Here is a 22,981-nt window from a genome sequence, read left to right as displayed (position 1 = left end):
CTGTCGACGCGCTTTCTCTTTTCATTTGCCGCAGATTACTTCAGGTATTCCCCACTGCGCAACGCTTCGATACGCTTATCTAACGGCGGGTGGGTCATAAACAGCTCACTTAACGATTTTGATTTACCGTTAATACAAAACGCCATCATGCTGGTCGCCTCTTGCGGCTCATAGCTGGTTTTCAGGCGCTGCAACGCGGCAATCATTTTTTCGCGACCAACCAGCTTCGCCGATCCCGCATCGGCATGGAACTCGCGATAACGGGAGAACCACATGGTAATAATACTCGCCAGAATACCGAAAACCAGTTCCAGCACCATCGCAACGGCGAAATAAATTAGCGGATTGCCGTTACTCCCTTCGCCCTCATCACGGTTGCCGCCCAGAAAGCCAGCAGCAATTTGCGCGATAATACGCGAAATAAAGATAACGAAGGTGTTTACCACCCCCTGAATCAACGTCATTGTCACCATATCGCCATTGGCAATATGGCTGATTTCATGGGCAATGACGGCTTCTGCTTCGTCAGGGCTCATGTTTTGCAACAGACCGGTACTCACAGCGACCAATGAGGCGTCACGGCGTGCGCCCGTCGCAAACGCGTTAATGTCCGGCGCATGGTAGATAGCAACCTGCGGCATGGCGATACCGGCCTGGCGCGCTTGCGTTGCTACGGTGTTCATCAACCAGCGTTCTCTTTCATTGCGAGGCTGTTCAATAACTTCCCCTCCTACGGATTTTAACGCCATCCATTTGGACATCAGCAATGAAATAAAAGAACCGCCAAAACCAAACAGCAGCGCCATGATCAGCAAGCCTTGTACGCTGCTCGACTGTATCCCCGTCAGGCTCAGAACCAGCCCGAAAACGACCATCACGGCCAGGTTCGTCAGCAGGAAGAGCGCGATTCGCATCATAATTTTCTTTTAACCTCAATTTAACAAAGCGCACTATGCGATTACCCACATCGTATGGGTCTTATGACTATTTTCAAGCATCATCAGGCTGTAAGTCACGAGAAAAACACAACTTTACATTTTGTAGCATTATACTGACGACTTTCTGCGCTTGTTAAAAAAAACAGGCACAATTTCTTGTGCCTGTTTAGCGTTACTTACTGGCTGCCGCCTGCTCTGTTGGTTTTTCTTTTTCAAGATGCGCCAGGTCCAGAGCAATCTTCACCGTTTCATCAAGGTACGGGTCTGGCTCCTGGTAATCCTTCGGCAGATCGTCCAGTTTCTTCAGCAACGGTTTACCCTCGCGTTTAAACCGATCATTGATACGCGCCAGACGCATAGCGTCTTCTTCATTGTTCTCTTTCTCACGCTGCGCATAATTCAGGGAGACAATGTTACGTTTATCCTTCATGGCATTGAAACGTGCGATATCCTTCATGATGTACTGGAACTCAGGATCTTTGGCGATACGCGCGTTGTGTTCTTTCAATAATTCCGGACCAAACGGAGTTAAATCACCCGATTTCGCGTACTTAGCCGCATCAATGCTATCCCACGGTAAGGCGTTATCTTCAAATTTTTCTCCGGTTTCCGTTTCTTCATTGCCTGTCGGCATGATGATATCCGGCGTGACCCCTTTGCGCTGCGTACTGCCGCCGTTGACACGGTAAAACTTCTGAATGGTGTACTGCACCGAGCCCAACGCAGGCCATTCCGGGCGAAGCATCTGATCGTAAATTCGATTTAACGAACGATATTGCTGTACCGTCCCTTTGCCGAAGGTCGGCTCACCGACAATCAGCGCGCGACCATAGTCCTGCATCGCGGCGGCGAAGATTTCCGATGCCGAGGCGCTGAAGCGATCGACCAGCACCACCAGCGGGCCTTTATAGTAGACCACGCCGTCGGTGTCGCTATCCTCACGCACCTTGCCGTTATTGTCGCGTACCTGCACTATCGGACCGGAAGGGATAAACAGACCGGAAAGCGAAACGGCTTCCGTCAGAGCCCCGCCACCGTTTGAACGCAGATCGATAACAATGCTGTTAACGTTCTGTTTTTCCAATTTCTGAAGCTGAACTTTGACATCATCGGTCAAGCCAACATAGAAGCCAGGAATATCCAGTACGCCAACTTTCTCTTTGCCAACGGTTTTCACCGACATTTTAACCGCGCGATCTTCAAGACGAATCCGTTCACGCGTCAGCGTAACAATACGGGTTTTCGTCCCTTTCCCAGCCGGCAGAATTTCCAGACGGACCTTACTGCCTTTTGGCCCTTTGATCAGCGCCACTACATCGTCAAGACGCCAGCCGATCACGTCGACCATCGGTTTTCCGGTCTGTCCTACGCCAACGATACGATCGCCGACGCTAATCGACTTGCTCTTCGCGGCCGGGCCGCCGGCAACCAATGAGTTAATGACGGTGTAATCGTCATCCATTTGCAGCACCGCGCCGATACCTTCCAGAGACAGACTCATTTCGGTATTAAACTGCTCGGTATTGCGGGGTGAAAGATAATTCGTATGCGGGTCGATTTCACGCGCAAAAGCGGTCATCGCCAGCGAGAACACATCTTCACTGTTAGTCTGCGCCAGACGGCGAATAGCAAATTTGTAGCGACGCGTCAGGGTTTCGCGAATTTCTTTGTCGCTCTTGCCAGTGAGTTTCAGACTAAGCTCATCGAATTTCACTTTCCCATCCCACAGCGCATTTAGCTCAGCCTCATCTTTCGGCCAGGGCGCTTTACTGCGGTCCAGGTTAAACGTATCGTTTCCGGTGAAATCCATTGGCCGTTCCAGCACTTTTAGCGCGTACTGGTAACGTTCAAACCGGCGCTTTTGCGCCAGATTGTAGAGATCGTAAAAAACATCCAGCTTACCCGTGCGCAGCTCATCGCCTAACACGGTTTTCTTTTTCGCAAACTGCTCGACATCGCTCGCCAACAAAACGTTATGGCTATAGTCGAGGAGATTCAGATAGCGATCAAAAATCTTTGCCGAAAATGCCTGATCCAGATCGAACTGGCGATAGTGGGAGCGGGTAAAACGCGACGTTACGCGCTCGCTCACCGTCGCATGTTGCGTCTCTTCCTTCAATACGGGAATTTGATCGGCTCGCGTAATATCTTCCACGGCGAAGGACTGACCTGCTAATGCAAGCAGGCCAGCTAACGCGGTAAGCCTAAAAAAAGTGTTCATGCCAGGCCTGGCCTCCGTTTCAGAACACCAGGTGTTCTGCGCGTACAATCAAAGACATACCCGAATTCAGCTGTACACGGACACCATCTTTGGTGATTTCTAATACGGTGGCATCCATCGCATTATTACCCGCTTTCACCTTGAGGGACTGCCCTACGGTCAATACTGAAATATCAGAAACCGGCGTGTGCTTCTCTTCGCGAGGCGCACGCGGCGCTTTCGTCGTCGGTTTATCAGCGCGAGGCTTACGTTCAGCGCCTTCTTTACGACGCGCTACCGGGCGAGGTTTACGCTCGCGTCGCGGCGCGTCTTCTTTTTCGCCTGCCGCCGCGGCAGCTTCGCGTTTTTTCGCTTGCTGCTCTGCGCGCTGCGCCTGAACCCGGGCTTTAGCTTCTTCAAGCTGCTTACGAGCATGTTCGACATGCTGTTCTTCCAGCTCGCCGCACGGATTGCCATCAAGATCGACGCGCGTTGCGCCTGGCTTAACGCCGTACAGGTAACGCCAGCTTGAAGTATAAAGACGTAAAGCGGAACGAAGTTGCGTTTTGCTGAGGTTCATTTCGCCCCCAACTCGCTCTACCAGATCCTGAAAAATACCAATTTTCAGCGGGCGAGCTTCGCCTTCCGCACTAAAACAGTGAGGAAAACGCTCGGCCAGAAACGCGATAACTTCTTTACTGCTATTCAACTTAGGTTGATTTTCCATGAAATTTCCTGATTACAACGGACGTAGCCAACAAGCCGCAGGCATGAACAGGCGTCATTATAATGACGCCATCAGTAATTGCTACGTTATCCGTTGATTATCCTGCGACGCTCGCAAAGAATTTTTTGTAATCCGTCGTTGCAAGCACGGTTTCAAGCTGTGCGACTAGCGTACGCAGGCCATGTTCATCTTCTTCGGTAAAACGGCCAAACGCCGTGCTATCTATATCCAGCACGCCGATAATCCGTTCGCCAACCGTGACAGGCAGCACAATTTCGGCGTTGCTGGCGGCATCACAGGCAATATGACCGTCAAACGCATGAACATCATCAATACGCTGAACCTTATTCTGCGCTACCGCTGCGCCGCACACGCCGCGACCAACCGGAATCCGCACACAGGCGATTCTCCCCTGAAACGGCCCCAACACCAGCGTATCACCTTCGAGGAGATAAAATCCTGCCCAGTTCACCTCAGTAAGGCGTTCGAACAGTAGCGCGCTGGTATTCGCCAGCGTGGCCAGAAAACTGGTTTCACCTGCCATTAACGACTGAAAATCACGGTTTAACGCCGCGTATAGCTCTGTTTTGCTCATTATATAATCACTTCGTGGTCTTACTCCTCAACACAGGCTATTAAAATAAGCATTAAATGCGTTCTTGCTCAAGATTATTCCTGTCATGAGTTAAGATTACATTATTCTAACACTTTGATTCACGATACATGGCTCTGAACACCTCACACGTCACGCCAACAAAAAAGCTAACGATCTGGTCAATTAGCGAAGCGCTGCCGCGCAGCCACTATCAGCGCTGCCCTGAATGCGACATGCTGTTCAGCTTACCGGAGATGAGCGCTCATCAAAGCGCTTATTGTCCTCGTTGCCAGGCCAAAATTCGCGATGGTCGCGACTGGTCGCTGACGCGGCTGACCGCGATGGCGGTAACCATGCTGTTACTGATGCCGTTTGCCTGGAGCGAGCCGCTACTCCACATCTACCTGTTGGGCGTACGCATTGATGCCAATGTTATGCACGGCATCTGGCAAATGACGCAGCAGGGCGATCCGTTAACCGCCGCAATGGTGCTCTTTTGCGTGGTGGGTGCGCCGCTTATTCTCGTTTTTTCAATCGCTTACCTGTGGTTTGGCAGCCTCCTCGGCATGAATCTGCGCCCGGTCCTGCTGATGCTGGAAAAACTGAAAGAGTGGGTGATGCTGGATATCTATCTGGTCGGTATTGGCGTTGCTTCTATCAAAGTACAGGACTATGCCTTTCTGCAGCCGGGCATCGGGCTTTTAGCGTTCGTCTCGTTGGTGGTTCTTAGCATTCTGACTATGATTCATCTGAATGTGGAGCAACTATGGGAACGATTTTATCCGCAGCGCCCTGCCCAACGTGCGGACGAAAGATTACGCGTCTGTCTTGGCTGCCACTTTAGCGGCTATCCGGATGCTAAAGGGCGCTGTCCGCGTTGCCATATTCCGCTACGGTTACGCAGAAAGCAGAGCGTGCAAAAGTGTTGGGCGGCATTGCTGGCGTCTATTGTCTTTTTGCTGCCGGCAAATCTGCTGCCTATCTCAGTGATTTATATTAATGGCGGGCGTCAGGAAGATACTATCCTGTCGGGTATTATGTCGCTCGCCAGCAGCAATATCGCCGTCGCCGCCGTGGTTTTTATCGCCAGTATTTTGGTGCCGTTTACCAAAGTCATCGTGATGTTTACGTTACTGCTGAGTATCCATTTCAAATGCGAACAGGGGCTGCGAACACGAATTTTGTTGCTGCGTCTGGTGACATGGATAGGCCGCTGGTCGATGCTGGATCTTTTCGTTATCTCGTTAACCATGTCTCTGATTAATCGCGATCAGATTCTGGCTTTTACAATGGGACCGGCTGCGTTTTATTTCGGCGCAGCGGTAATTTTGACTATTCTTGCAGTGGAATGGCTGGATAGCCGCTTACTTTGGGATGCACATGAGCCAGGAAACGCCCGCTTCGAAGACTGAAGCGCAAATTAAAACCAAACGCCGTATTTCACCTTTCTGGCTGCTGCCGCTTATCGCGCTAATGATCGCAGGGTGGTTAGTATGGGATAGCTACCAGGATCGCGGCAATAGCGTGACTATCGATTTTATGTCGGCGGACGGTATCGTACCGGGTCGTACTCCCGTTCGTTACCAGGGAGTAGAAGTCGGCACCGTGGAAGATGTCAGCCTGAGCAAAGATCTGCGCAAAATTGAAGTTCGCGTTAGCATCAAATCAGATATGGAGGATGCGTTGCGCGAAGAGACGCAATTCTGGTTGGTGACGCCCAAAGCCTCGCTGGCGGGCGTTTCCGGCCTGGATGCGCTGGTCGGCGGGAATTACATCGGTATGATGCCAGGTAAAGGTAAGCCCAGAGATCATTTCGTCGCCCTGGATACACAGCCTAAATACCGGCTTAGCAATGGCGATCTGATGATTCATCTCCATGCGCCGGATCTTGGTTCGCTCAATAGCGGTTCACTGGTCTATTTCCGTAAAATCCCTGTCGGACGGGTGTATGACTATTCGATTAACCCTAACAAACAGGGCGTCACGATTGACGTTCTGATTGAACGACGGTTTACCGATCTGGTGAAGAAAGGCAGCCGTTTCTGGAATGTCTCCGGCGTTGACGCCGATCTGAGCCTGAGCGGCGCGAAAGTGAAACTGGAAAGCCTCGCGGCCCTGGTCAATGGCGCGATTGCGTTTGACTCGCCGGACAATTCCAAACCCGCCGCCCAGGATGACACGTTCGGCTTATATAAAGATTTAGCCCATAGCCAACGAGGGGTAATAGTTAAACTTGAGCTACCCAGCGGGGACGGACTGAAAGCGGAATCTACGCCGCTAATGTACCAGGGACTGGAGGTGGGAGAGCTTTCTAAACTGACGCTCAACCCTGGCGGTAAAGTTACCGGAGAGATGACCGTCGATCCCAGCGTTGTTCCGCTGATGCGGGAAAATACGCGTATTGAGTTACGCAATCCCAGGCTGTCGCTAAGCGACGCGAATATCAGTTCGTTGTTAACCGGAAAAACCTTCGAGCTGGTGCCGGGCGACGGCGAACCGCGCAGTGAATTTATGGTAGTGCCGGGTGAAGAAGCCTTACTGCATGAGGCGAATGCCTTAATCCTGACGCTGACGGCCCCGGAAAGCTACGGCATCGAACCGGGACAGCCGTTAATTTTACATGGCGTAAAAATTGGCCAGATCATTGAGCGCAACTTATCCAGTAAAGGGGTGTCATTCACCGTCGCGATTGAATCGCAGCACCGGGATTTGGTACAGGGCGACAGTAAATTCGTGGTCAACAGCCGGGTGGATGTCAAAGTCGGCCTTGACGGCGTAGAGTTTCTCGGTGCCAGCGCCAGCGAGTGGATTGACGGCGGGATTCGCATTTTGCCAGGTACAGGCGGGAAGATGAAATCCACCTACCCGCTCTATGCTAACCTGGAGAAAGCGCTGGAAAATAGCCTCAGTGACTTACCCACTACCACCCTGACGCTGACTGCCGAAACATTGCCGGATGTTCAGGCCGGTTCCGTCGTGCTGTATCGAAAATTTGAAGTAGGCGAAGTCATCACTGTCCGACCACGCGCCAATACCTTTGACATCGACCTGCATATTAAGCCGGAGTATCGCCACCTGTTGACCAGCAATAGTGTGTTCTGGGCGGAAGGCGGCGCGAAGGTGCAACTTAACGGTAGCGGCCTAACGGTGCAGGCCTCTCCACTCTCTCGCGCGCTGAAAGGCGCCATTAGTTTTGATAACCTGAGCGGCGCCAGCGCCAGTCGGCGCAAAGGCGATAAACGTATTCTTTATGCTTCAGAAACTTCCGCCCGCGCAGTAGGCGGACAAATTACGCTGCACGCGTTCGACGCCGGAAAACTGGCGGAGGGAATGCCAATTCGTTACCTCGGTATCGATATCGGTCAGATCCAGACGCTGGAATTGATCACCGCGCGTAATGAAGTGCAGGCAAAAGCCGTACTTTATCCGGAGTACGTACAGACATTTGCCCGCGCCGGGACGCGTTTTTCCGTTATTACGCCACAAATTTCTGCGGCGGGCGTCGAGCATCTGGATACGATTCTCCAGCCCTATATTAACGTTGAGCCAGGACGCGGCGCGGCGCGGCGCGACTTTGAGCTACAGGAAGCGACCATCACCGACTCGCGCTACCTGGATGGATTAAGCATCGTCGTGGAGGCGTCAGAAGCAGGCTCGCTTAATATCGGCACACCGGTTCTGTTCCGCGGTATCGAAGTGGGAACCGTCACCGGAATGTCCCTGGGGTCGCTCTCCGATCGCGTGATGATCACCCTGCGCATCAGTAAGCGTTACCAACATCTGGTGCGCAATAATTCCGTGTTCTGGCTCGCCTCCGGCTATAGTCTCGACTTTGGTCTGACAGGCGGCGTGGTGAAAACAGGGACATTTAATCAATTCATCCGCGGTGGTATCGCCTTCGCCACTCCGCCAGGTACGCCGCTGGCGCCGAAAGCGCAGGCCGGTAAGCACTTCCTGTTACAAGAGAGCGAACCGAAAGAGTGGCGTGAATGGGGCACCGCCCTGCCACGTTAAACACCAGGCTCCGGCGTACTCGCGCCGGAGCGTTTTATGCTACACTGCGCGCCTGTTTTTTTGCCGGCGATACACCTGTGGCTCAACACACTGTCTATTTTCCCGACGCTTTTCTGAGGCAAATGCGTGAAACAATGCCTTCCACGCTCTCTTTTGATGAGTTTATTTCGGCCTGCCAACGCCCGTTGCGCCGCAGTATACGCATCAATACACTTAAAATATCCGTGGCTGATTTCCTCGCCTTAACCGCGCCCTACGGCTGGTCGCTCACGCCAATCCCGTGGTGTGAGGAAGGATTCTGGATCGAGCGCGATGATGAAGAAGCTTTGCCGTTGGGCAGTACCGCTGAGCATTTAAGCGGCCTGTTTTACATTCAGGAGGCCAGCTCGATGCTACCGGTCGCGGCGCTGTTCGCCGGTAATAATCATCCGCAGCGGGTCATGGATATGGCGGCGGCGCCAGGCTCCAAAACCACGCAAATCGCTGCCCGCATGGGGAACCACGGCGCCATTCTGGCCAACGAATTTTCGGCCAGCCGCGTCAAAGTTCTGCACGCTAACATCAGCCGATGTGGAATCGCCAATACCGTGCTGACGCATTTCGATGGCCGCGTATTTGGCGCCGCATTGCCGGAGATGTTTGACGCTATCCTGCTGGATGCGCCCTGCTCTGGCGAAGGCGTAGTACGTAAAGATCCTGATGCGCTAAAAAACTGGTCGCCAGAAAGCAATCTGGATATCGCTGCTACACAGCGGGAACTGCTCGACAGTGCCTTTCATGCTTTACGGCCCGGCGGCACGCTGGTCTACTCCACCTGCACGTTAAATCGCCAGGAAAACGAAGCGGTCTGCCTCTGGCTGAAAGAGACCTACGCCGATGCCGTTGAATTTTTGCCACTGGATGATCTGTTTCCTGAGGCTGACCGCGCCCTCACGCCGGAAGGCTTCTTGCACGTTTTCCCACAAATTTACGACTGCGAAGGGTTCTTTGTCGCACGTCTGCGTAAAATTTCATCCCTTCCAGCCATGCCCGCGCCGACGTATAAAGTGGGGAAGTTTCCTTTTACCCCCCTCAAAGGCCGCGAAGCATTACACGTTACCCAGGTGGCCAACGCCGTCGGACTGATCTGGGATGAAAATCTCCATCTTTGGCAGCGTGAAAAAGAGGTCTGGCTGTTCCCGGCTGCGATTGAACCCCTGATCGGAAAAGTCCGTTTTTCCCGGCTCGGCATTAAGCTGGCCGAAAGTCATAATAAAGACTATCGCTGGCAACATGAGGCAACGATAGCCCTTGCCAGTCGGAATCATGCTCACGCGTTCGAACTTTCCCCGCAAGAGGCAGAGGAGTGGTATCGCGGTCGGGATATTTATCCGCAAACACCCCCTGCCGCTGATGATATACTGGTGACGTTCCAGCATCAGCCGCTCGGTCTGGCAAAACGTATCGGCTCACGAATAAAGAACAGCTACCCGCGTGAACTGGTACGAGATGGTAAACTCTTTACCGGTAACCGCTAAAGGGCGCACAAAAAAACCGCACTTTTTGACTGGCGCTTTTGCGCACGTTGACTACGCTGAAAAATGGACGACTAAACTGGTCGTACCACAATTAGCGTATTAACGGAGAGCACGATGATGAAAACCAGTGTGCGCATTGGCGCTTTTGAAATCGACGATGCCGAGTTACATGGCGAATCGCCGGGAGAGCGAACGTTAACTATCCCCTGTAAATCCGATCCGGATTTATGTATGCAGCTTGACGCCTGGGACGCCGAAACCAGCGTTCCCGCCCTTCTTAACGGGGAACATTCCGTTTTGTTCCGTAATCATTACGATCCTAAATCTGATGCCTGGGTCATGCGTCTTGCCTGACTCAAAAAGAACCCGTCGCCAGGCGGGTTATTTATTCTTCCTTTTCTCATTTCCCCCTTGCGCTAACCTCTCCTACACTATCGTGTAAAGTAGTTAACATTGAGGATGGAATGTTCGCGCTGGTACTTTTTGTGTGTTACCTGGATGGAGGATGCGAGGATATCGTTGTGGACATCTACGATACCGAGCAGCAATGTCTTTATTCGATGGACGATCAACGTATTCGCCACGGTGGCTGTTTTCCGGTGGAGGATTTTATCGACGGCTTCTGGCGACCTGCGCAGCAATATAGCGATTTTTAACCCCGACATTGACCTCTCCAAATGCCGCTATTGCATCTGCGCTAACGTCAATTGTCCGCCAAATACTGCGCCCGTATCAATATAGTGTACGTTGCCAAAATCCATACGCCGACACAGCGGCGTATGGCCAAACCAAAAATGATCGGCGCCGCTGATCCCGCCACGTTTATTCATAAGCCGTTCGCGGCTCCAGAGAACCTGATGTAAATCGACCTTTTTTTGCCATTGATAGGTTGACGACGGATAATCAGCATGGGCGATCACATGCGTGCTATGGCGGCAGCGAACTTCCAGTATCCAGGGCAGCCACTGGCAAAGGGTAAAAAGCATTTCAGCTTGCGCAGCGTGTTCAGTCGTCAGGCGGGTAAACCAGTCGCCACCATTCATAAACCACAGCGTTGACTGCGATGAAGTCCGCGCATCCAGCGCCATTTGTTCATGATTGCCGCGAACCGCCCTCATCCATGACTCACGCAGTAAGGCCAGGCAGCGCAGGCTGTCTGGCCCTCTATCAATAATATCGCCCACAGAAACTAACAAGTCTTGTTGCGGATCAAATCGACACTCACGTAACTTTTTCATTAACATTGAAAAACAGCCGTGGATATCGCCGACAACCCAGATATGCCGCCAATCCTTCCCCTCTATTCGCTGATAAATTTCTTCAGGCCACATCATGTTTTTCCTGTCGTTCATTATCCTGGACGGATATAAAAGGATAGCGCGTATAGGTTGTTTTGCTTAGTAAATATCCTCTGTTGTAAATAGCGTATTTTAACAGTAGAGAATAAATTCATTGTTATCAGCGGAATAAAATATAACTGACTGCGCCAGGGAGCGTTATCCCCTGGCGCAGCGAGTTACTCAATATCGCCTGTTCACATTCAATATTTCTCCTCCTCAAAAACATGGCAAAAACATAAACCACATATCGACACCACAGACTTCAGCACACTCTTTAGCTGAGTGACTTGCAAGACACATCAGTGCCAATGCAGGTGTCGTTACCGTGGCTAGCATCGCCCCCAAAAACAGGAGCAGCACAATTTTTTTTAAAGGCGGCATAACCTCTCCTGACAGTTAACAGACCATTAATCCTTATCGAGACATCATCCGTGTGCGGGTATCATAGACTTAACAGCACGTGGCGTTACAAAAAAAGCTGTCTGGTTATGCAGGTATTTAGAGTAATAACAATTATTTTTAAGTTTTAAGGATATCCTTTTGATTTTTATATTAAAATAAAGATGGCGACCTTTTGTTAACAGCGTCGCCATAAAAATGAGTATACAGTTTAAGAAAATCTGCTATCAATTCACATGCTTAACAGTAGCACTATGTTTGCTATCTTCAGGAGGCATTCTGAAGATACTTATTCGCAATATTTTCCACTGTTAACTGAAATTGTTGTGGCGTCTGCATCGATCTCTCATTAAACAGCGACGTAACTTCTTTCATAATGATCTTCTCAGCATATGCTTTAAAAGACACCTGCTGATTATAATTTGTAAACATATGCGGATATTTAGTGCTCGCTGAAGAGATGAGAGGAACGACAAAAGGATTCGTCCCTGCCCCAGCTGGAGTAAATACGCCATTTTTTATCTCTCCAGGTAGCCCCGCATTTTGCGCAGCCTCTCCTATCTCTTTCAGAAAGGGCGTAATACTGCCCCCTTTATTGACGAGTAATTTACAACATTGATCTTTATGATTACTGTACACCGATGATAATATGGCTTCGCATGTCTGACGAGCATAGGCCGGATCTTTACTCGCATTCCCTTTGATATCCAGACTATTGAGTTTTTGCAGCATAAAATCTTTAACAATTTTATTGGTTAATACTGAGCGTCCCTCAGAAGCGTTCCCACGATGAAAATGGGCAGTCGGTGTTTCTGTTTGCTTGTGCAAGCTAAAATGCTCTGACAGACTCGTAGATAGTCTGATAAAGCTATTTCTAACAGCGGTAATACTTTTTGCAAACGCGCTCTTCTCCGTTGTTTTTTCTTTTACTGGTTCAACGTCACTTTTATGAATTCTACAAAGCTGGGGGGATAGTGTTATGTTAGTCACGGTAGTTCTCCTTTTGAATATGTATGCATAGCTACACCTTGTTTAGGTTCCTTGCTTTCAAAAAATAACCACTTCCGACACAATCCTCTTTACATGTTGATTTTTATAAATTTTATTTACCTGGTGAATTTTGGCACTCTATCACTTAGCATGTTTTTTCGGCAAAACGTGATCAGCTTTTATCCAATCTCATTTTTACCAGGACAAGCCTGAACAGGGAAAACGTAACCCCAATTCATCTTCTGCATCACACGAGACATTCATGAATATTATTATTCATGCTGATACCGTTACGGTTTTACCTTATACATAGACTGCCCACCGATTTTTCTGTCGGTGAATTATCCACTTTTTCAGAACCAATAAAGTTACCCCCCCATATCTTTCGGCCACAGAAAACACCATCAAAAACACACCTAACCTACTGATTTTTTTAATAATTTATTTATTTTGATTTTCATGTCGATCGGAAGAACTACAAATTTATATGAATGGGCTAATCTAGTAGCGGTCCAAAAAACACTCAACAAGAAATAATCAGTAACAATTGAAACACTATTCCAATCATAACGTAAATTATATGATACCAGACGATTATTATTGCTTTTTGGTAACATCTTTGTACGGTTATTTTTAAAGCAACAATACTCTAGCACAACATATAGCATTATAACTTACAATAGGTTAACAAATGGAATTACAGCTTATACTTAATAATTATTTCGAGCGCGTCAGAAGGGATGCAAATTTCAACGCATTTTTAATCGATCTGGAACACAATAATATTGCTTATTATATCTATTTTGTTGCTACCGGTAATGTTAAAATCATTACCCATACCGGTCACTTTATTTCGGTTAAAAGCAATAGAAAGCTAACTAAAGTCAGTTCAACAACGAATGCAGAATTAATAAAATTCACTTCCGCTAAACATTTTTCTGGAGGACACTCCTATGAAAAGTACTGTAATGATCTGGCAACAGCAGGCGTTTTTAAATGGATTGTTGAGTTAAACCAAAAAACTCGACAATACTGGTCGAAAGACAACAAATTATTATATATAGAAAATGTGATCACGACGCTTTAACCGACAGCGGTACTAATAGAGTCAGTCGTGACATCTGCCGTGCTGCGAATACAGGTTGTCAATTAGAAACAACGGTGAGAGTCTGGCTGCGATGGCGCCTGTTCAGTTCAGACTGCGCGGCAACTTTTTATACGTCCCCTCTACAACTGAATGGCTTACATCAGGCAAAATGATTTTCAAAGTGATTTTGAGTAAAAACTCAAAATATTTGCATGCTATTTATACCCTGTCTAATTAATACCCTCCGGGAAGTATGGCATAATTGCCGAATCTGTCAGGCTTCGGGTGCGTACCGGAGCGTAATCGAAAAGCCATCTGGAGATGTATGAGCAAGGATGAAATCAGTTATCAAATTCTTTACCGGTACTATCTGGAAAAGCTGTACAGCACCTTTACCCGGAGAGTGGATAACGTGCTGTCATTTGCTCTCGTTCTTTTCGGGGTCAGCGTCATCGTAAACGTCGGGAGTCCCTTTATACTGGGGCTAAGCATTGTGGGTATCTCCGTACTAAAAATAGTATTCCGCTTCGGCACACGATCAACACAGGCCGACTGGCAATCCCGCGCCTGGTTGAAACTTTTTAATACCCGGCACCGCTTTCCTTCAGATAAATCTTTGTTTCTTAGCATCACATCTCTTGAGCAAGACGCGAGCGAAGTGTGGTCCATGCTTATTGGTCCTGCCATAGTCATGACCCGGACCGCCCTCGGGAAAACCCCCATTGAGCCATTGACGGCGGGTGAAAAACTATGTGCATTTTTGAGTGGCGCGACGAAACCCCAGCCCCTGCCCCCTATTGAAGAAAATGATTGGTTCAACGGCTAAAAAACTCTCTGAGCGTTATTTGAAAGTTTACAGGCTCCCTTTCACTCATAATCAATCCGTAATTTTATACTGATAACTACAGTAATCAGTTAATATATATAAATAGGGGAGTACCGATGCACATCAATTCAGCGAAAACCTATGCCAGGGCGTTTACCGCAAATACACAACTGCATGAAGCTGCAGGAAATTATGAAAATAAACTTGCCACTAAAATCGCCAAAGGAATCGTTGGAGCACTCACTCTGGGAATTGGATATGGTATTATCCGACTAATTGAAAATTATTGCAACGTTCGTGATAAAATTAATGATTATTGCGCTAATGCCGAGAATATTCATAATGGGATTGCGGTAGCTATAGTGACGGGGAATAACGTTGCCGAGATTAAACTCCAGGACAATAGAATTTTAACATTAGAACAAATTAACCATGAGCACGTTAGTGAATCCTCTGTAAGGATATCAGATGGTGAGCATACAGAAGAAATCCCAGGAACGTTTAGCGATATCTGTATGAAGCTAGGTCAGGAGTTTAATAGTGCGCCTGGTCTGTATAACATTAGCAGTCAATATCAGCCGCTGGACTTCTTTTTACAGATGCGAGCCTGCACAATTGCGCCAGTCATTAACTTTTCGCCGGTCACCGGACAATATGAAAATTTATATGAGAATAATATTCTCAATATACATAATGCACTTAGCAAGGCTATATCCATGGAAATGACAGGGGCAAAAGTAACGTTAATCGGAGGGTCGGAAATTGAATTTAGTATCTCGCAAGAATCAGGCGACGAACAAAAAAAATCACAGATAACTAATGGGTTACAAGTTATGGAAGTTGAAGGTACTTTCACCGATCTCTGTCGGGAATACGAGTTATTACTTTATACAAAAGACCAGAATATTGATTTTACAACGCTGGATGAAAGGTTAGCTGAGGTAAAAGCGAATAAAAACTCAGCTGGGGCAATCCCTGATCTGGAAGACTTTACTCTTACAGCACGCTGTATGGCTGACGCAGAAACGGCGCGTCTTGCAGAAGCCACCCAACGGTTTAATGCAGCGTATGGTGATAGCGCGCCACCTTCAAGACCCCCACTACGTTTTAAGTAATGAATAATGGAAACGTACGCTATCCATGCCTGAGACCACTCAAGCTAAAAACAAATAATGCCGAAACCTGTGGCGCACTTGAATCCCGTACAAGAATGTTCAAGTAACGCTTCAGGCAGTCTGTCCGGCTGCTGTAAGTATCCCGTATTATACGCTCAGTTCAGTTTGCAGTTTATGTAACAGCGCAATATGTTTTTGTATCCGGACAATGCCGCCGACAAGCTGCTGACTGAGTACCTCTAGTTGTGCAAGGTCGCTGGACAATTGATTAAACTCCGTTCCCTCAACCCCCTTATCAATTATTTTATTTATCATTTCATGATAGCGAGAATGTATCTCCCCAAGCGAACGGAATATCGGTAAATGTGAGTACGCTTTTTTACCTCGTCCATTATACCACAGGCCCAGATGACACTTTTCAGCGCTCATCAATTTCAGCGACGCGTTATCATCTCCGCCAAGAATAATCGCCATAAATACTCGCTCGCGCCATAAGAAATGCTTTATTGTGATAACCGACAAGTCGAGTAATTCAGCAGCATAACGCTGCTCAACCGAAAATGTATGAATCCTTTCGGCAACTGAAGAGGCAGTGGTATGAAATTCTCTCAACTGCTGCAATAACGATTTTCTTCTCACTGGGGACAGAGGAGTCCTTTCAGAGTCGGCATATTTTGTTTCTTTAGCATTCCAGTGCTCAAGACGCCTGATAACCAACCTACTCCGGTTGGCGCTGTCCTGTAGCTCTCCGGCCAATAGCCGATGAGCTGAGCATAAGTGCTCCAGATTTTCACGAACGCTGCCAAGTCCATCGGTCAGGTAGCTAAGACTGGTTAACTTACTCTGCTGAAGACGGTAAATGTACTGCATTCTTTTTATAGTATCGGGCATTTCCACTACTCCACTACAGCGGTGTCATCATGGGATAATCCACATATCGCTTACTGATGAGAAACATCAGTTCGGGATTCTGCAATTTCCTCTATGAAAAAGCTCACGTTCGTACGACAGATACAGATTAGAGACAGCAGGTTATAACTTTAAAGCGAATTTATCGATCATAACGATCGATAAATTCGATTATAGCGAGCATTAACCTCACCAGACGACAAAGCATCAGACCTTATACCTGCCAATGCCATCACATTTAGGTACCCGATTATTCAGGATGGATAAAAAGAGGTCGGATAAACAAAGGGTAACGTTCCAGTCTTCTGACCTCCTGACAACTACACAATGTTAGCTGTTGTAGTTTCATACTGCGTTGAGTGCAGCGAGGAAAATAGCGGCATATCGTGACAGGCATCACAATTAAAGAAATATGTCGCTTTGCCGATTAATCTTTATCGAATTTACACCAGGACAGTTTATAAATATTCATAAACTTAACGCATTGGAGTTAATGATCTGATACTTGCCGCTACAACAGGATTTAATCCTGTTAATCGCGACTATTTGAACGCATTTTTGAAATTATCATTCATGATATTTAGTTCCCCCACAAAACAAAAGATACATTTCATCTATAATATTACAAAATATTTCATAACCACAGTGAATATCTACAGGCAAGGCATTCCCCATGCTAATAATTCTTTTAAAAAGTGTTTCCCTGATGATTATTCTTAAATCACGATCATAAACATCGATCGTATCGATCTATTTTTATTATTTTAATTTAAATGAGACTTTTCTTATAACTATCCAGGCATTAGCTGAAATAGCAGCATCCTGAGATCGGTTCAGACATGTTGGTTGTCTCCTGGCATCTATTATTAATACCTGCTTTACCTGAACGCTTCTCATTAATATTTTCAGACCTGTTTTCAGCCTGTGCTCAATAATTCTCATTTGCTCAAAGGACATATTATCTATGTGTAATAAAATAATACTTGCCATGACGGCTGCCGGTATGATGTGCGCCACTTCGGCTTTTGCTGCTGGTGCTATTGCCACCACTGACGCTGGCGGAGGGACAATGACCTTCAGTGGCTCAGTCATTGATGCGCCGTGCAGCATTGTGCCGGACAGCCAGAACATCAAAGTGGACCTGGGTCAGGTCAGTATGAAATCACTATCAGCAGCAGACAAGTACTCCAGTTCGGTTCCTGTTACCATAAGTCTGACCGGATGTTCATTTGAGGCAGCCCCTGACACGCCACCGACAGATGGCACGACAGGTAACTATTCAAAAGTGGCCGTAACATTCCCTGGTGTTATGCCCCCACCGGGCGGCGATTTGACTAAAGGAGAAATAGCAAATACCGCAAACTCCCCTGCCGCTAATGTAGCTATTCAGCTCCTGAAAGGTGATGGCGTTAATCCTGTGGACCTGAGCAAGACGACACCTACAACAGGTGATATTACACTGGATACCTCTTCGGCAACCAATAAGCTGAATTTCTTTGCCCGTATGATAACCGTTGGCGGAGCAGCCTCCCAGGGCGCTGTCAGCGCCACAGTCACCTATAAACTGAAATATTTCTGATACGGTCCGCAGGCCGGTATTTATTTCAGACAGTAATAAACAGTTTCGCTGTTTATTTATCCGGCATGTCCGGGCACCGGAACTGTTTATTTTCTTTCTTCAGTGGCGGGCTGATATTTCACGGAGCGGTTTATATCAGCAGCAACGGATTTTAATTTATTCAGGTAACACGGACAGCGACACATACCATGAAAATAACCCGGCCGGCACTGCTGATTACCCTGAATATACTGACGTTACCGGCAGGGGCGACACAGTTCAGCGCCGGTTTTCTTAAAAACAGTGACCACAGCAGCGTGGATTTATCCGCCTTCAGCCGGGATGGCTACGTTGCACCGGGAGATTACCTGCTTGATATTTACCTGAACGACAGACTCATCCGCAGCCAGTACAACGTCAGTGTGGTGGAGACCGGCGACGGGCGCTCACGCTTCTGCATCACCCCGGCACTGACAGACATGCTCGGGCTGAAAGAGGAGAACCGCCGTCAGCTTATCCCGGTGGAAGGGACGGACGGTCAGTGCCTTAACCTGAGCACAGCGGACAGCAGGGTACAGTATTCACCGGACAACCAGTCCCTGTCCGTCACCCTGCCCCAGGCGTGGATGGAATACCAGGACCCGGACTGGGTGCCCCCGGCCCGCTGGAGCGAGGGCGTCACGGCGGCCCTGCTGGACTATAACCTGATGGCCAACCGGTACATGCCGCATCAGGGTGAGACCTCCACCAGTTACAGTCTGTACGGCACCGCCGGGTTTAACCTCGGCGCCTGGCGCCTGCGCAGCGATTACCAGTACAACCGCTATGACAGCGGAAACGGCAGCGTGCAGTCTGATTTTTACCTGCCGCAGACGTATCTGTTCCGGGCGCTGCCCTCACTGCGCTCGAAACTGACGCTGGGACAGACGTATCTCAGCTCCGCCATTTTTGACTCCTTCCGCTTTGCCGGACTCACCCTGGCCAGCGATGAGCGCATGCTGCCGTCCTCCCTGCAGGGATATGCCCCGCAAATCAGCGGCATTGCGAACAGTAACGCGCAGGTGACCGTCAGCCAGAACGGCCGCATGCTGTACCAGACCCGGGTGTCTCCCGGACCGTTCGTACTGCCGGACCTGAGCCAGAACATCAGCGGCAATCTTGACGTAACGGTGCGCGAAAGCGACGGCAGCGTCCGGGCCTGGCAGGTCAACACGGCCAGCGTGCCTTTTATGGCCCGTCAGGGGCAGGTTCGCTACAAGGTGGCCGCCGGACGTCCGCTGTACGGCGGGACGCATAACAACAGCACGGTCAGTCCCGACTTTCTGCTCGGCGAGGCCACCTGGGGAGCATTTAATAACACCTCGCTGTACGGCGGCGTGATTGCCTCCACCGGCGATTACCAGTCCGTCGCCCTGGGTGCGGCGCAGAACATGGGGCTCTACGGCGCGGTATCGGTGGATGTCACCCGCTCGGATGCACAGCTCCCGCACGGGCAGATCCAGTCCGGTTACAGCTACCGGGTTAACTACACCAAAACGTTTAACAGTACCGGCAGCACGCTGGCGTTCGTCGGATACCGTTTCTCTGACCGGCATTTTCTGTCCCTGCAGGAGTATCTGGCGCGTTCCGTGTATGACGGGGAGTATCTTCAGGATGAAAAGCAGAGCTACTCCGTAAGCTGGAATCAGTATCTGTCAGCCCTGAACATGAATGCCTCGCTTTCCCTGAGCCGTCTCAGTTACTGGAATGCTGATTCAAACAATAACTGGACCCTGTCGCTCAGTAAGTCGATGAATATGGGGCCCGTACACGGCATTAACCTGTCACTGTCACTGTCCCGTAACCAGTCGGCGTACAACCGGACACAAAACCAGGTTTATTTCCAGGTCAGTGTCCCCTGGGGGGACAGTCGCCAGGTGAGTTACAGCCTGCAGAAGGATAACCAGGGCAGTATGCTGCAGACCGTGAATTACAGCGATTTCCATAACCCGGATACCTCATGGAATATCAGCGCCGGCCATAACCGGTATGACAGCAACAGCAGTGACAGCTTCAGCGGGAGTATCCAGAGCCGTCTGCCGTGGGGCCAGGCCAGCGCGGATGCCACCCTGCAGCCCGGTCAGTACCGCAGTCTGGGGCTGAACTGGTATGGCTCACTGACCGCCACGGCACATGGCGCTGCGTTCAGCCAGTCAATGGCCGGGAATGAGCCGCGGATGATGATTGATACCGGAGACGTGTCCGGAGTGCCGGTTAACGGCAACAGCGGCGTGACCAACCACTTCGGGGTGGCCGTGGTGAGCGCGGGCAGCAGCTATCGCCCGGGCGACGTCTCCGTGGATGTGTCCGCGTTGCCGGACGGCGTGGATGTGGCTGACCCGGTGATCAGCCAGGTACTGACGGAAGGGGCCGTCGGTTACAGGAAGATAGACGTCAGCCAGGGAGAACAGATATTCGGGCATATCCGGCTGGCTGACGGCACAAGTCCGCCATTCGGCGCGCAGGTCGTGTCGGAGAAAACCGGTAAAACGGCGGGGATGGCGGGTGATAACGGGCTGGTCTACCTGACGGGCATTGATGCTTCAGAGCGGAATGCTCTGGTCGTGACATGGGGCGGCAGGCCGCAGTGCCGGCTGTCCCTGCCGGAGAACGCGAATCTCAGCCGGGGAGCCCTGCTGCTTCCCTGCCGGTGACGGCCTGCGACAGGCGTGCAACACAGCAGACGTACAACATTATTCTTACGGAGAGAAAAGGTGAACAACAGACAGACAGCGATGCTCATTGCCGGCCTGGTCCTTGTCCTTGCCGGGCCCGGTACTGGCCAGGCGGCCATCAATGTTGACCGCACCCGTATCATCATGAGCAGCGATGCAAAAGCCGTCTCCGTCGGGCTGAGTAACGACAGTCCCGACGCCCCCTATCTGGCGCAGTCATGGATGGAGGACAGCCTGGGAAAAGCGACAAATATACTGATAGCGCTGCCGCCGCTGCAGCGCATCGATGCGGGAAAAAAATCCCGGGTCAGGATAATGCGGGTGGAGAATGCAGGCACCGCCCCGCTGCCGGCAGACCGGGAGAGCCTGTTTTATTTTAACGTCAGGGAAATCCCACCGGCGCCGGAGGACAAAAACAAAAATATCCTGCAGCTTGCCACCCAGAGCCAGTTGAAGCTGTTCCTGCGCCCGGCCACGCTGGCGGCGGAGGGGAACGCCTCGCCGGAGAAGATGCTGCTGGTACAGTCCGCCGGCGGGTCGCTGACGCTGAAAAATCCGACGCCGTATTACATCACGCTTGTCTGGCTGGGACAAAGTCCGAAACAGAAACTGGCGGGCTTTAAGGAAGGCACGATGGTGGCCCCGTTTTCATCGCTGCCGGTGAATGCCGTCCTGCCTGCCGGAACTGGCCAGATAATGGTGGGCAATGTGGATGACTATGGCGGGCTGCGGATGAACCGCTTCATCTGCACGTCAGGAAGATGTACTTATCAGGAGCGTATCAATGAATAAGGTGATGTACGGAGAAAACAGGAGACGTGGCGGCAGGAATATGTTATGCCGGCTGCTCCGGTCCGGACGGTGGTTTTTATGTCTGGCGCTGCACTGTTCTGTCATGTTGCCGGGATTTGCCAGCGCGGCAGAGCCTGTTCCGTCTACAGCGCAATGTACAGACTGGAACAATAGCCAGGGAGATATACAACTAAAGTTGCCGGCCTCTGTCACTATTCAGCCCGGTATGGTCGACATTCCTCCCATCCCGTCGGTCACCGTTAAGTATAAATGTAGCGTACCGGACAGTAACAATCACACAGTGGCTATAGTCTCTCTTGCCGATGCGCATAATTTAATTAGCTCACTGAAATCACTTGGGCTGACACTGAAAATGACGATTACTGATAGCTCCGGAGGGGCCGTAGGTCATTGGACTTTTCCCGCCCCGGGGGGGGGGATATACCCTGAATATGTAGCGATCGGCGATTCTTATAAGGGTAATGACGGTACCGGTGAGAGAACGATGACCATCAATGCAACCCTGTCAAGAAATCCATCACAAAGTACCCGCCCCGGGTTTTATGCGATACCATCGCTGTCTGCTTTCAGACTGAAACCTTATTATAATTATGGCAGTGGTCCATTACTGATTTCTCCGGCAATAAGATTACAGTATGTCCCGACATGTTTTGTGAGGTTCCAACTGGATAAAAATAACATTAACTTTGGACCGGTAATGACAACAGATGTGGACAGTTCTTTTTCCCGGAGAGATAACTTTACTGTCACTGCAGATGTAAACCCAAACTGTAACAGCGGGCAGTTCGGAAATCTCCTTGGCGGCTATACCCCCCAACTGACAGGGGCACAGACATATTATCTGGACCTCCCTTTAAAGGTCTCTTTTACACTGCAGGGTGGAGGATATATTTCAGGGAATTCCATTCTTCTGTATAAGCAAGACACACTAACAAAAAATGGCCTGAAACTGACAATAACTGACCCGGATAATCACCCGGTTAAGTTTGGTGAAATCATTTCACCTGATGCCCAGTCACTACCTGGCAATAAACTAGGTGAATTCAGTAATGGAAATTTTAATGCTAAAAAAATATATAACGTCAAACTGTCCGCCACAGGAGAACCGGCATTAACCGGAAAATACAACGCACAGGTTCTCGTTAAGGTGGAATATTACTGATTATTTCCGGTGGAGAGCATAATAATCCATCGACTGAACACCGTCATAAAAATAATAAACATATTAATAATATTTAA

At 49.6% G+C, this 22,981-nt stretch carries 21 protein-coding genes; 12 read left to right on the top strand and 9 right to left on the bottom strand.

Going from position 1 to position 22,981, the window contains the following annotated elements:
* Positions 1–35: 35 nt before the first annotated feature.
* From htpX to AC3G3F_RS04195, 4 genes are all read right to left on the bottom strand, one after another.
* The gene (gene htpX, locus AC3G3F_RS04210; RefSeq protein WP_000984496.1) at positions 36–917 is read right to left on the bottom strand and encodes a protease HtpX; all 882 of its coding nucleotides are present in this window, start codon (positions 915–917) and stop codon (positions 36–38) included.
* 193 nt (positions 918–1,110) lie between these two features.
* Positions 1,111–3,159, bottom strand: coding sequence for a carboxy terminal-processing peptidase (prc, locus tag AC3G3F_RS04205; RefSeq protein ID WP_023247728.1), 2,049 nt, complete (start codon positions 3,157–3,159; stop codon positions 1,111–1,113).
* 19 nt (positions 3,160–3,178) lie between these two features.
* Entirely contained in the window at positions 3,179–3,865 is a 687-nt protein-coding gene (proQ, locus tag AC3G3F_RS04200) for an RNA chaperone ProQ (RefSeq protein WP_000431401.1), read from the bottom strand.
* Between the two features lie 97 nt (positions 3,866–3,962).
* Complete coding sequence (locus tag AC3G3F_RS04195; RefSeq protein ID WP_001518229.1) at positions 3,963–4,460, bottom strand: GAF domain-containing protein; 498 nt, start codon at positions 4,458–4,460, stop codon at positions 3,963–3,965.
* Positions 4,461–4,588: 128 nt separating this feature from the next.
* Between AC3G3F_RS04195 and yebS the strand changes: the two genes are divergently transcribed.
* The 5 genes from yebS to AC3G3F_RS04170 all read left to right on the top strand — a co-directional run bounded on the left by yebS (position 4,589) and on the right by AC3G3F_RS04170 (position 10,647).
* Positions 4,589–5,872, top strand: coding sequence for a membrane integrity lipid transport subunit YebS (yebS, locus tag AC3G3F_RS04190; RefSeq protein WP_070801320.1), 1,284 nt, complete (start codon positions 4,589–4,591; stop codon positions 5,870–5,872).
* The gene (locus AC3G3F_RS04185) at positions 5,841–8,474 is read left to right on the top strand and encodes a PqiB family protein (protein WP_488394504.1); all 2,634 of its coding nucleotides are present in this window, start codon (positions 5,841–5,843) and stop codon (positions 8,472–8,474) included. The genes yebS and AC3G3F_RS04185 overlap by 32 nt, the downstream gene beginning before the upstream one ends.
* 77 nt (positions 8,475–8,551) lie before the next feature.
* A complete protein-coding gene (rsmF, locus tag AC3G3F_RS04180) occupies positions 8,552–9,991 on the top strand; it encodes a 16S rRNA (cytosine(1407)-C(5))-methyltransferase RsmF (protein ID WP_488394502.1) in 1,440 nt (479 codons plus the stop codon).
* 117 nt (positions 9,992–10,108) lie between these two features.
* A complete protein-coding gene (locus AC3G3F_RS04175) occupies positions 10,109–10,345 on the top strand; it encodes a YebV family protein (protein ID WP_024149645.1) in 237 nt (78 codons plus the stop codon).
* Positions 10,346–10,455: 110 nt separating this feature from the next.
* Complete coding sequence (locus AC3G3F_RS04170; RefSeq protein WP_000457838.1) at positions 10,456–10,647, top strand: YdfD/YebW family protein; 192 nt, start codon at positions 10,456–10,458, stop codon at positions 10,645–10,647.
* A 27-nt stretch (positions 10,648–10,674) separates the two neighbouring features.
* On the opposite strand, the gene pphA is transcribed toward AC3G3F_RS04170, so the two are convergent.
* The 3 genes from pphA to sopE2 all read right to left on the bottom strand — a co-directional run bounded on the left by pphA (position 10,675) and on the right by sopE2 (position 12,720).
* Positions 10,675–11,325, bottom strand: coding sequence for a protein-serine/threonine phosphatase (gene pphA, locus AC3G3F_RS04165; RefSeq protein ID WP_488394501.1), 651 nt, complete (start codon positions 11,323–11,325; stop codon positions 10,675–10,677).
* A gap of 222 nt (positions 11,326–11,547) precedes the next feature.
* Positions 11,548–11,712, bottom strand: a complete 165-nt coding sequence (locus tag AC3G3F_RS04160; RefSeq protein WP_023247734.1) for a hypothetical protein — start codon at positions 11,710–11,712, stop codon at positions 11,548–11,550.
* A gap of 285 nt (positions 11,713–11,997) precedes the next feature.
* Positions 11,998–12,720, bottom strand: coding sequence for a type III secretion system guanine nucleotide exchange factor SopE2 (gene sopE2 / locus AC3G3F_RS04155; RefSeq protein ID WP_070801323.1), 723 nt, complete (start codon positions 12,718–12,720; stop codon positions 11,998–12,000).
* 691 nt (positions 12,721–13,411) lie between these two features.
* On the opposite strand from sopE2, the gene AC3G3F_RS04150 reads away from it, so the two are divergent.
* From AC3G3F_RS04150 to AC3G3F_RS04140, 3 genes are all read left to right on the top strand, one after another.
* Positions 13,412–13,807 carry a DUF1398 domain-containing protein gene (locus tag AC3G3F_RS04150; RefSeq protein WP_070801324.1) on the top strand — a complete coding sequence of 132 codons (396 nt, stop codon included), beginning with the start codon at positions 13,412–13,414 and terminating at the stop codon, positions 13,805–13,807.
* Between the two features lie 325 nt (positions 13,808–14,132).
* On the top strand, positions 14,133–14,633 hold the full coding sequence (locus tag AC3G3F_RS04145) for a hypothetical protein (protein WP_488394499.1): 501 nt from the start codon (positions 14,133–14,135) through the stop codon (positions 14,631–14,633).
* A gap of 116 nt (positions 14,634–14,749) precedes the next feature.
* Complete coding sequence (locus tag AC3G3F_RS04140) at positions 14,750–15,748, top strand: hypothetical protein (protein ID WP_079836761.1); 999 nt, start codon at positions 14,750–14,752, stop codon at positions 15,746–15,748.
* Positions 15,749–15,895: 147 nt separating this feature from the next.
* Here AC3G3F_RS04140 and AC3G3F_RS04135 read toward each other — a convergent pair whose 3' ends face one another.
* Both AC3G3F_RS04135 and AC3G3F_RS04130 read right to left on the bottom strand, forming a co-directional pair.
* Positions 15,896–16,639 (bottom strand): CZB domain-containing protein, encoded by a 744-nt coding sequence (locus AC3G3F_RS04135; RefSeq protein WP_053528964.1) that lies wholly within the window; start codon positions 16,637–16,639, stop codon positions 15,896–15,898.
* Positions 16,640–17,416: 777 nt separating this feature from the next.
* Positions 17,417–17,749: a hypothetical protein gene (locus AC3G3F_RS04130; RefSeq protein ID WP_226311980.1), complete on the bottom strand. Its 333-nt coding sequence runs from the start codon at positions 17,747–17,749 to the stop codon at positions 17,417–17,419.
* On the opposite strand from AC3G3F_RS04130, the gene AC3G3F_RS04125 reads away from it, so the two are divergent.
* From AC3G3F_RS04125 to AC3G3F_RS04110, 4 genes are all read left to right on the top strand, one after another.
* The gene (locus AC3G3F_RS04125; protein ID WP_232471740.1) at positions 17,727–18,236 is read left to right on the top strand and encodes a fimbrial protein; all 510 of its coding nucleotides are present in this window, start codon (positions 17,727–17,729) and stop codon (positions 18,234–18,236) included. The genes AC3G3F_RS04130 and AC3G3F_RS04125 overlap by 23 nt on opposite strands.
* A gap of 188 nt (positions 18,237–18,424) precedes the next feature.
* Positions 18,425–20,908 carry a fimbrial outer membrane usher protein StdB gene (stdB, locus tag AC3G3F_RS04120; protein ID WP_488394496.1) on the top strand — a complete coding sequence of 828 codons (2,484 nt, stop codon included), beginning with the start codon at positions 18,425–18,427 and terminating at the stop codon, positions 20,906–20,908.
* Positions 20,909–20,968: 60 nt separating this feature from the next.
* Entirely contained in the window at positions 20,969–21,721 is a 753-nt protein-coding gene (locus AC3G3F_RS04115) for a fimbria/pilus periplasmic chaperone (protein ID WP_024149646.1), read from the top strand.
* Positions 21,714–22,904 carry a fimbrial protein gene (locus AC3G3F_RS04110; RefSeq protein ID WP_488394494.1) on the top strand — a complete coding sequence of 397 codons (1,191 nt, stop codon included), beginning with the start codon at positions 21,714–21,716 and terminating at the stop codon, positions 22,902–22,904. The genes AC3G3F_RS04115 and AC3G3F_RS04110 overlap by 8 nt, the downstream gene beginning before the upstream one ends.
* Positions 22,905–22,981 lie beyond the last annotated feature (77 nt).

This window comes from Salmonella sp. FC25216, assembly GCF_057751355.1.
This window is presented reverse-complemented; position numbering and strand designations above follow the sequence as displayed.

What these genes read in the sequence shown, in the direction of transcription:
- htpX (WP_000984496.1), bottom strand. Translation starts at nt 917, where the DNA reads ATGATGCGAATCGCGCTCTTCCTGCTGACGAACCTGGCCGTGATGGTC.
- prc (WP_023247728.1), bottom strand. Translation starts at nt 3,159, where the DNA reads ATGAACACTTTTTTTAGGCTTACCGCGTTAGCTGGCCTGCTTGCATTA.
- proQ (WP_000431401.1), bottom strand. Translation starts at nt 3,865, where the DNA reads ATGGAAAATCAACCTAAGTTGAATAGCAGTAAAGAAGTTATCGCGTTT.
- AC3G3F_RS04195 (WP_001518229.1), bottom strand. Translation starts at nt 4,460, where the DNA reads ATGAGCAAAACAGAGCTATACGCGGCGTTAAACCGTGATTTTCAGTCG.
- yebS (WP_070801320.1), top strand. Translation starts at nt 4,589, where the DNA reads ATGGCTCTGAACACCTCACACGTCACGCCAACAAAAAAGCTAACGATC.
- AC3G3F_RS04185 (WP_488394504.1), top strand. Translation starts at nt 5,841, where the DNA reads ATGAGCCAGGAAACGCCCGCTTCGAAGACTGAAGCGCAAATTAAAACC.
- AC3G3F_RS04175 (WP_024149645.1), top strand. Translation starts at nt 10,109, where the DNA reads ATGAAAACCAGTGTGCGCATTGGCGCTTTTGAAATCGACGATGCCGAG.
- AC3G3F_RS04170 (WP_000457838.1), top strand. Translation starts at nt 10,456, where the DNA reads ATGTTCGCGCTGGTACTTTTTGTGTGTTACCTGGATGGAGGATGCGAG.
- pphA (WP_488394501.1), bottom strand. Translation starts at nt 11,325, where the DNA reads ATGATGTGGCCTGAAGAAATTTATCAGCGAATAGAGGGGAAGGATTGG.
- AC3G3F_RS04160 (WP_023247734.1), bottom strand. Translation starts at nt 11,712, where the DNA reads ATGCCGCCTTTAAAAAAAATTGTGCTGCTCCTGTTTTTGGGGGCGATG.
- AC3G3F_RS04150 (WP_070801324.1), top strand. Translation starts at nt 13,412, where the DNA reads ATGGAATTACAGCTTATACTTAATAATTATTTCGAGCGCGTCAGAAGG.
- AC3G3F_RS04145 (WP_488394499.1), top strand. Translation starts at nt 14,133, where the DNA reads ATGAGCAAGGATGAAATCAGTTATCAAATTCTTTACCGGTACTATCTG.
- AC3G3F_RS04140 (WP_079836761.1), top strand. Translation starts at nt 14,750, where the DNA reads ATGCACATCAATTCAGCGAAAACCTATGCCAGGGCGTTTACCGCAAAT.
- AC3G3F_RS04135 (WP_053528964.1), bottom strand. Translation starts at nt 16,639, where the DNA reads ATGCCCGATACTATAAAAAGAATGCAGTACATTTACCGTCTTCAGCAG.
- AC3G3F_RS04125 (WP_232471740.1), top strand. Translation starts at nt 17,727, where the DNA reads ATGACCTTCAGTGGCTCAGTCATTGATGCGCCGTGCAGCATTGTGCCG.
- AC3G3F_RS04130 (WP_226311980.1), bottom strand. Translation starts at nt 17,749, where the DNA reads ATGACTGAGCCACTGAAGGTCATTGTCCCTCCGCCAGCGTCAGTGGTG.
- stdB (WP_488394496.1), top strand. Translation starts at nt 18,425, where the DNA reads ATGAAAATAACCCGGCCGGCACTGCTGATTACCCTGAATATACTGACG.
- AC3G3F_RS04110 (WP_488394494.1), top strand. Translation starts at nt 21,714, where the DNA reads ATGAATAAGGTGATGTACGGAGAAAACAGGAGACGTGGCGGCAGGAAT.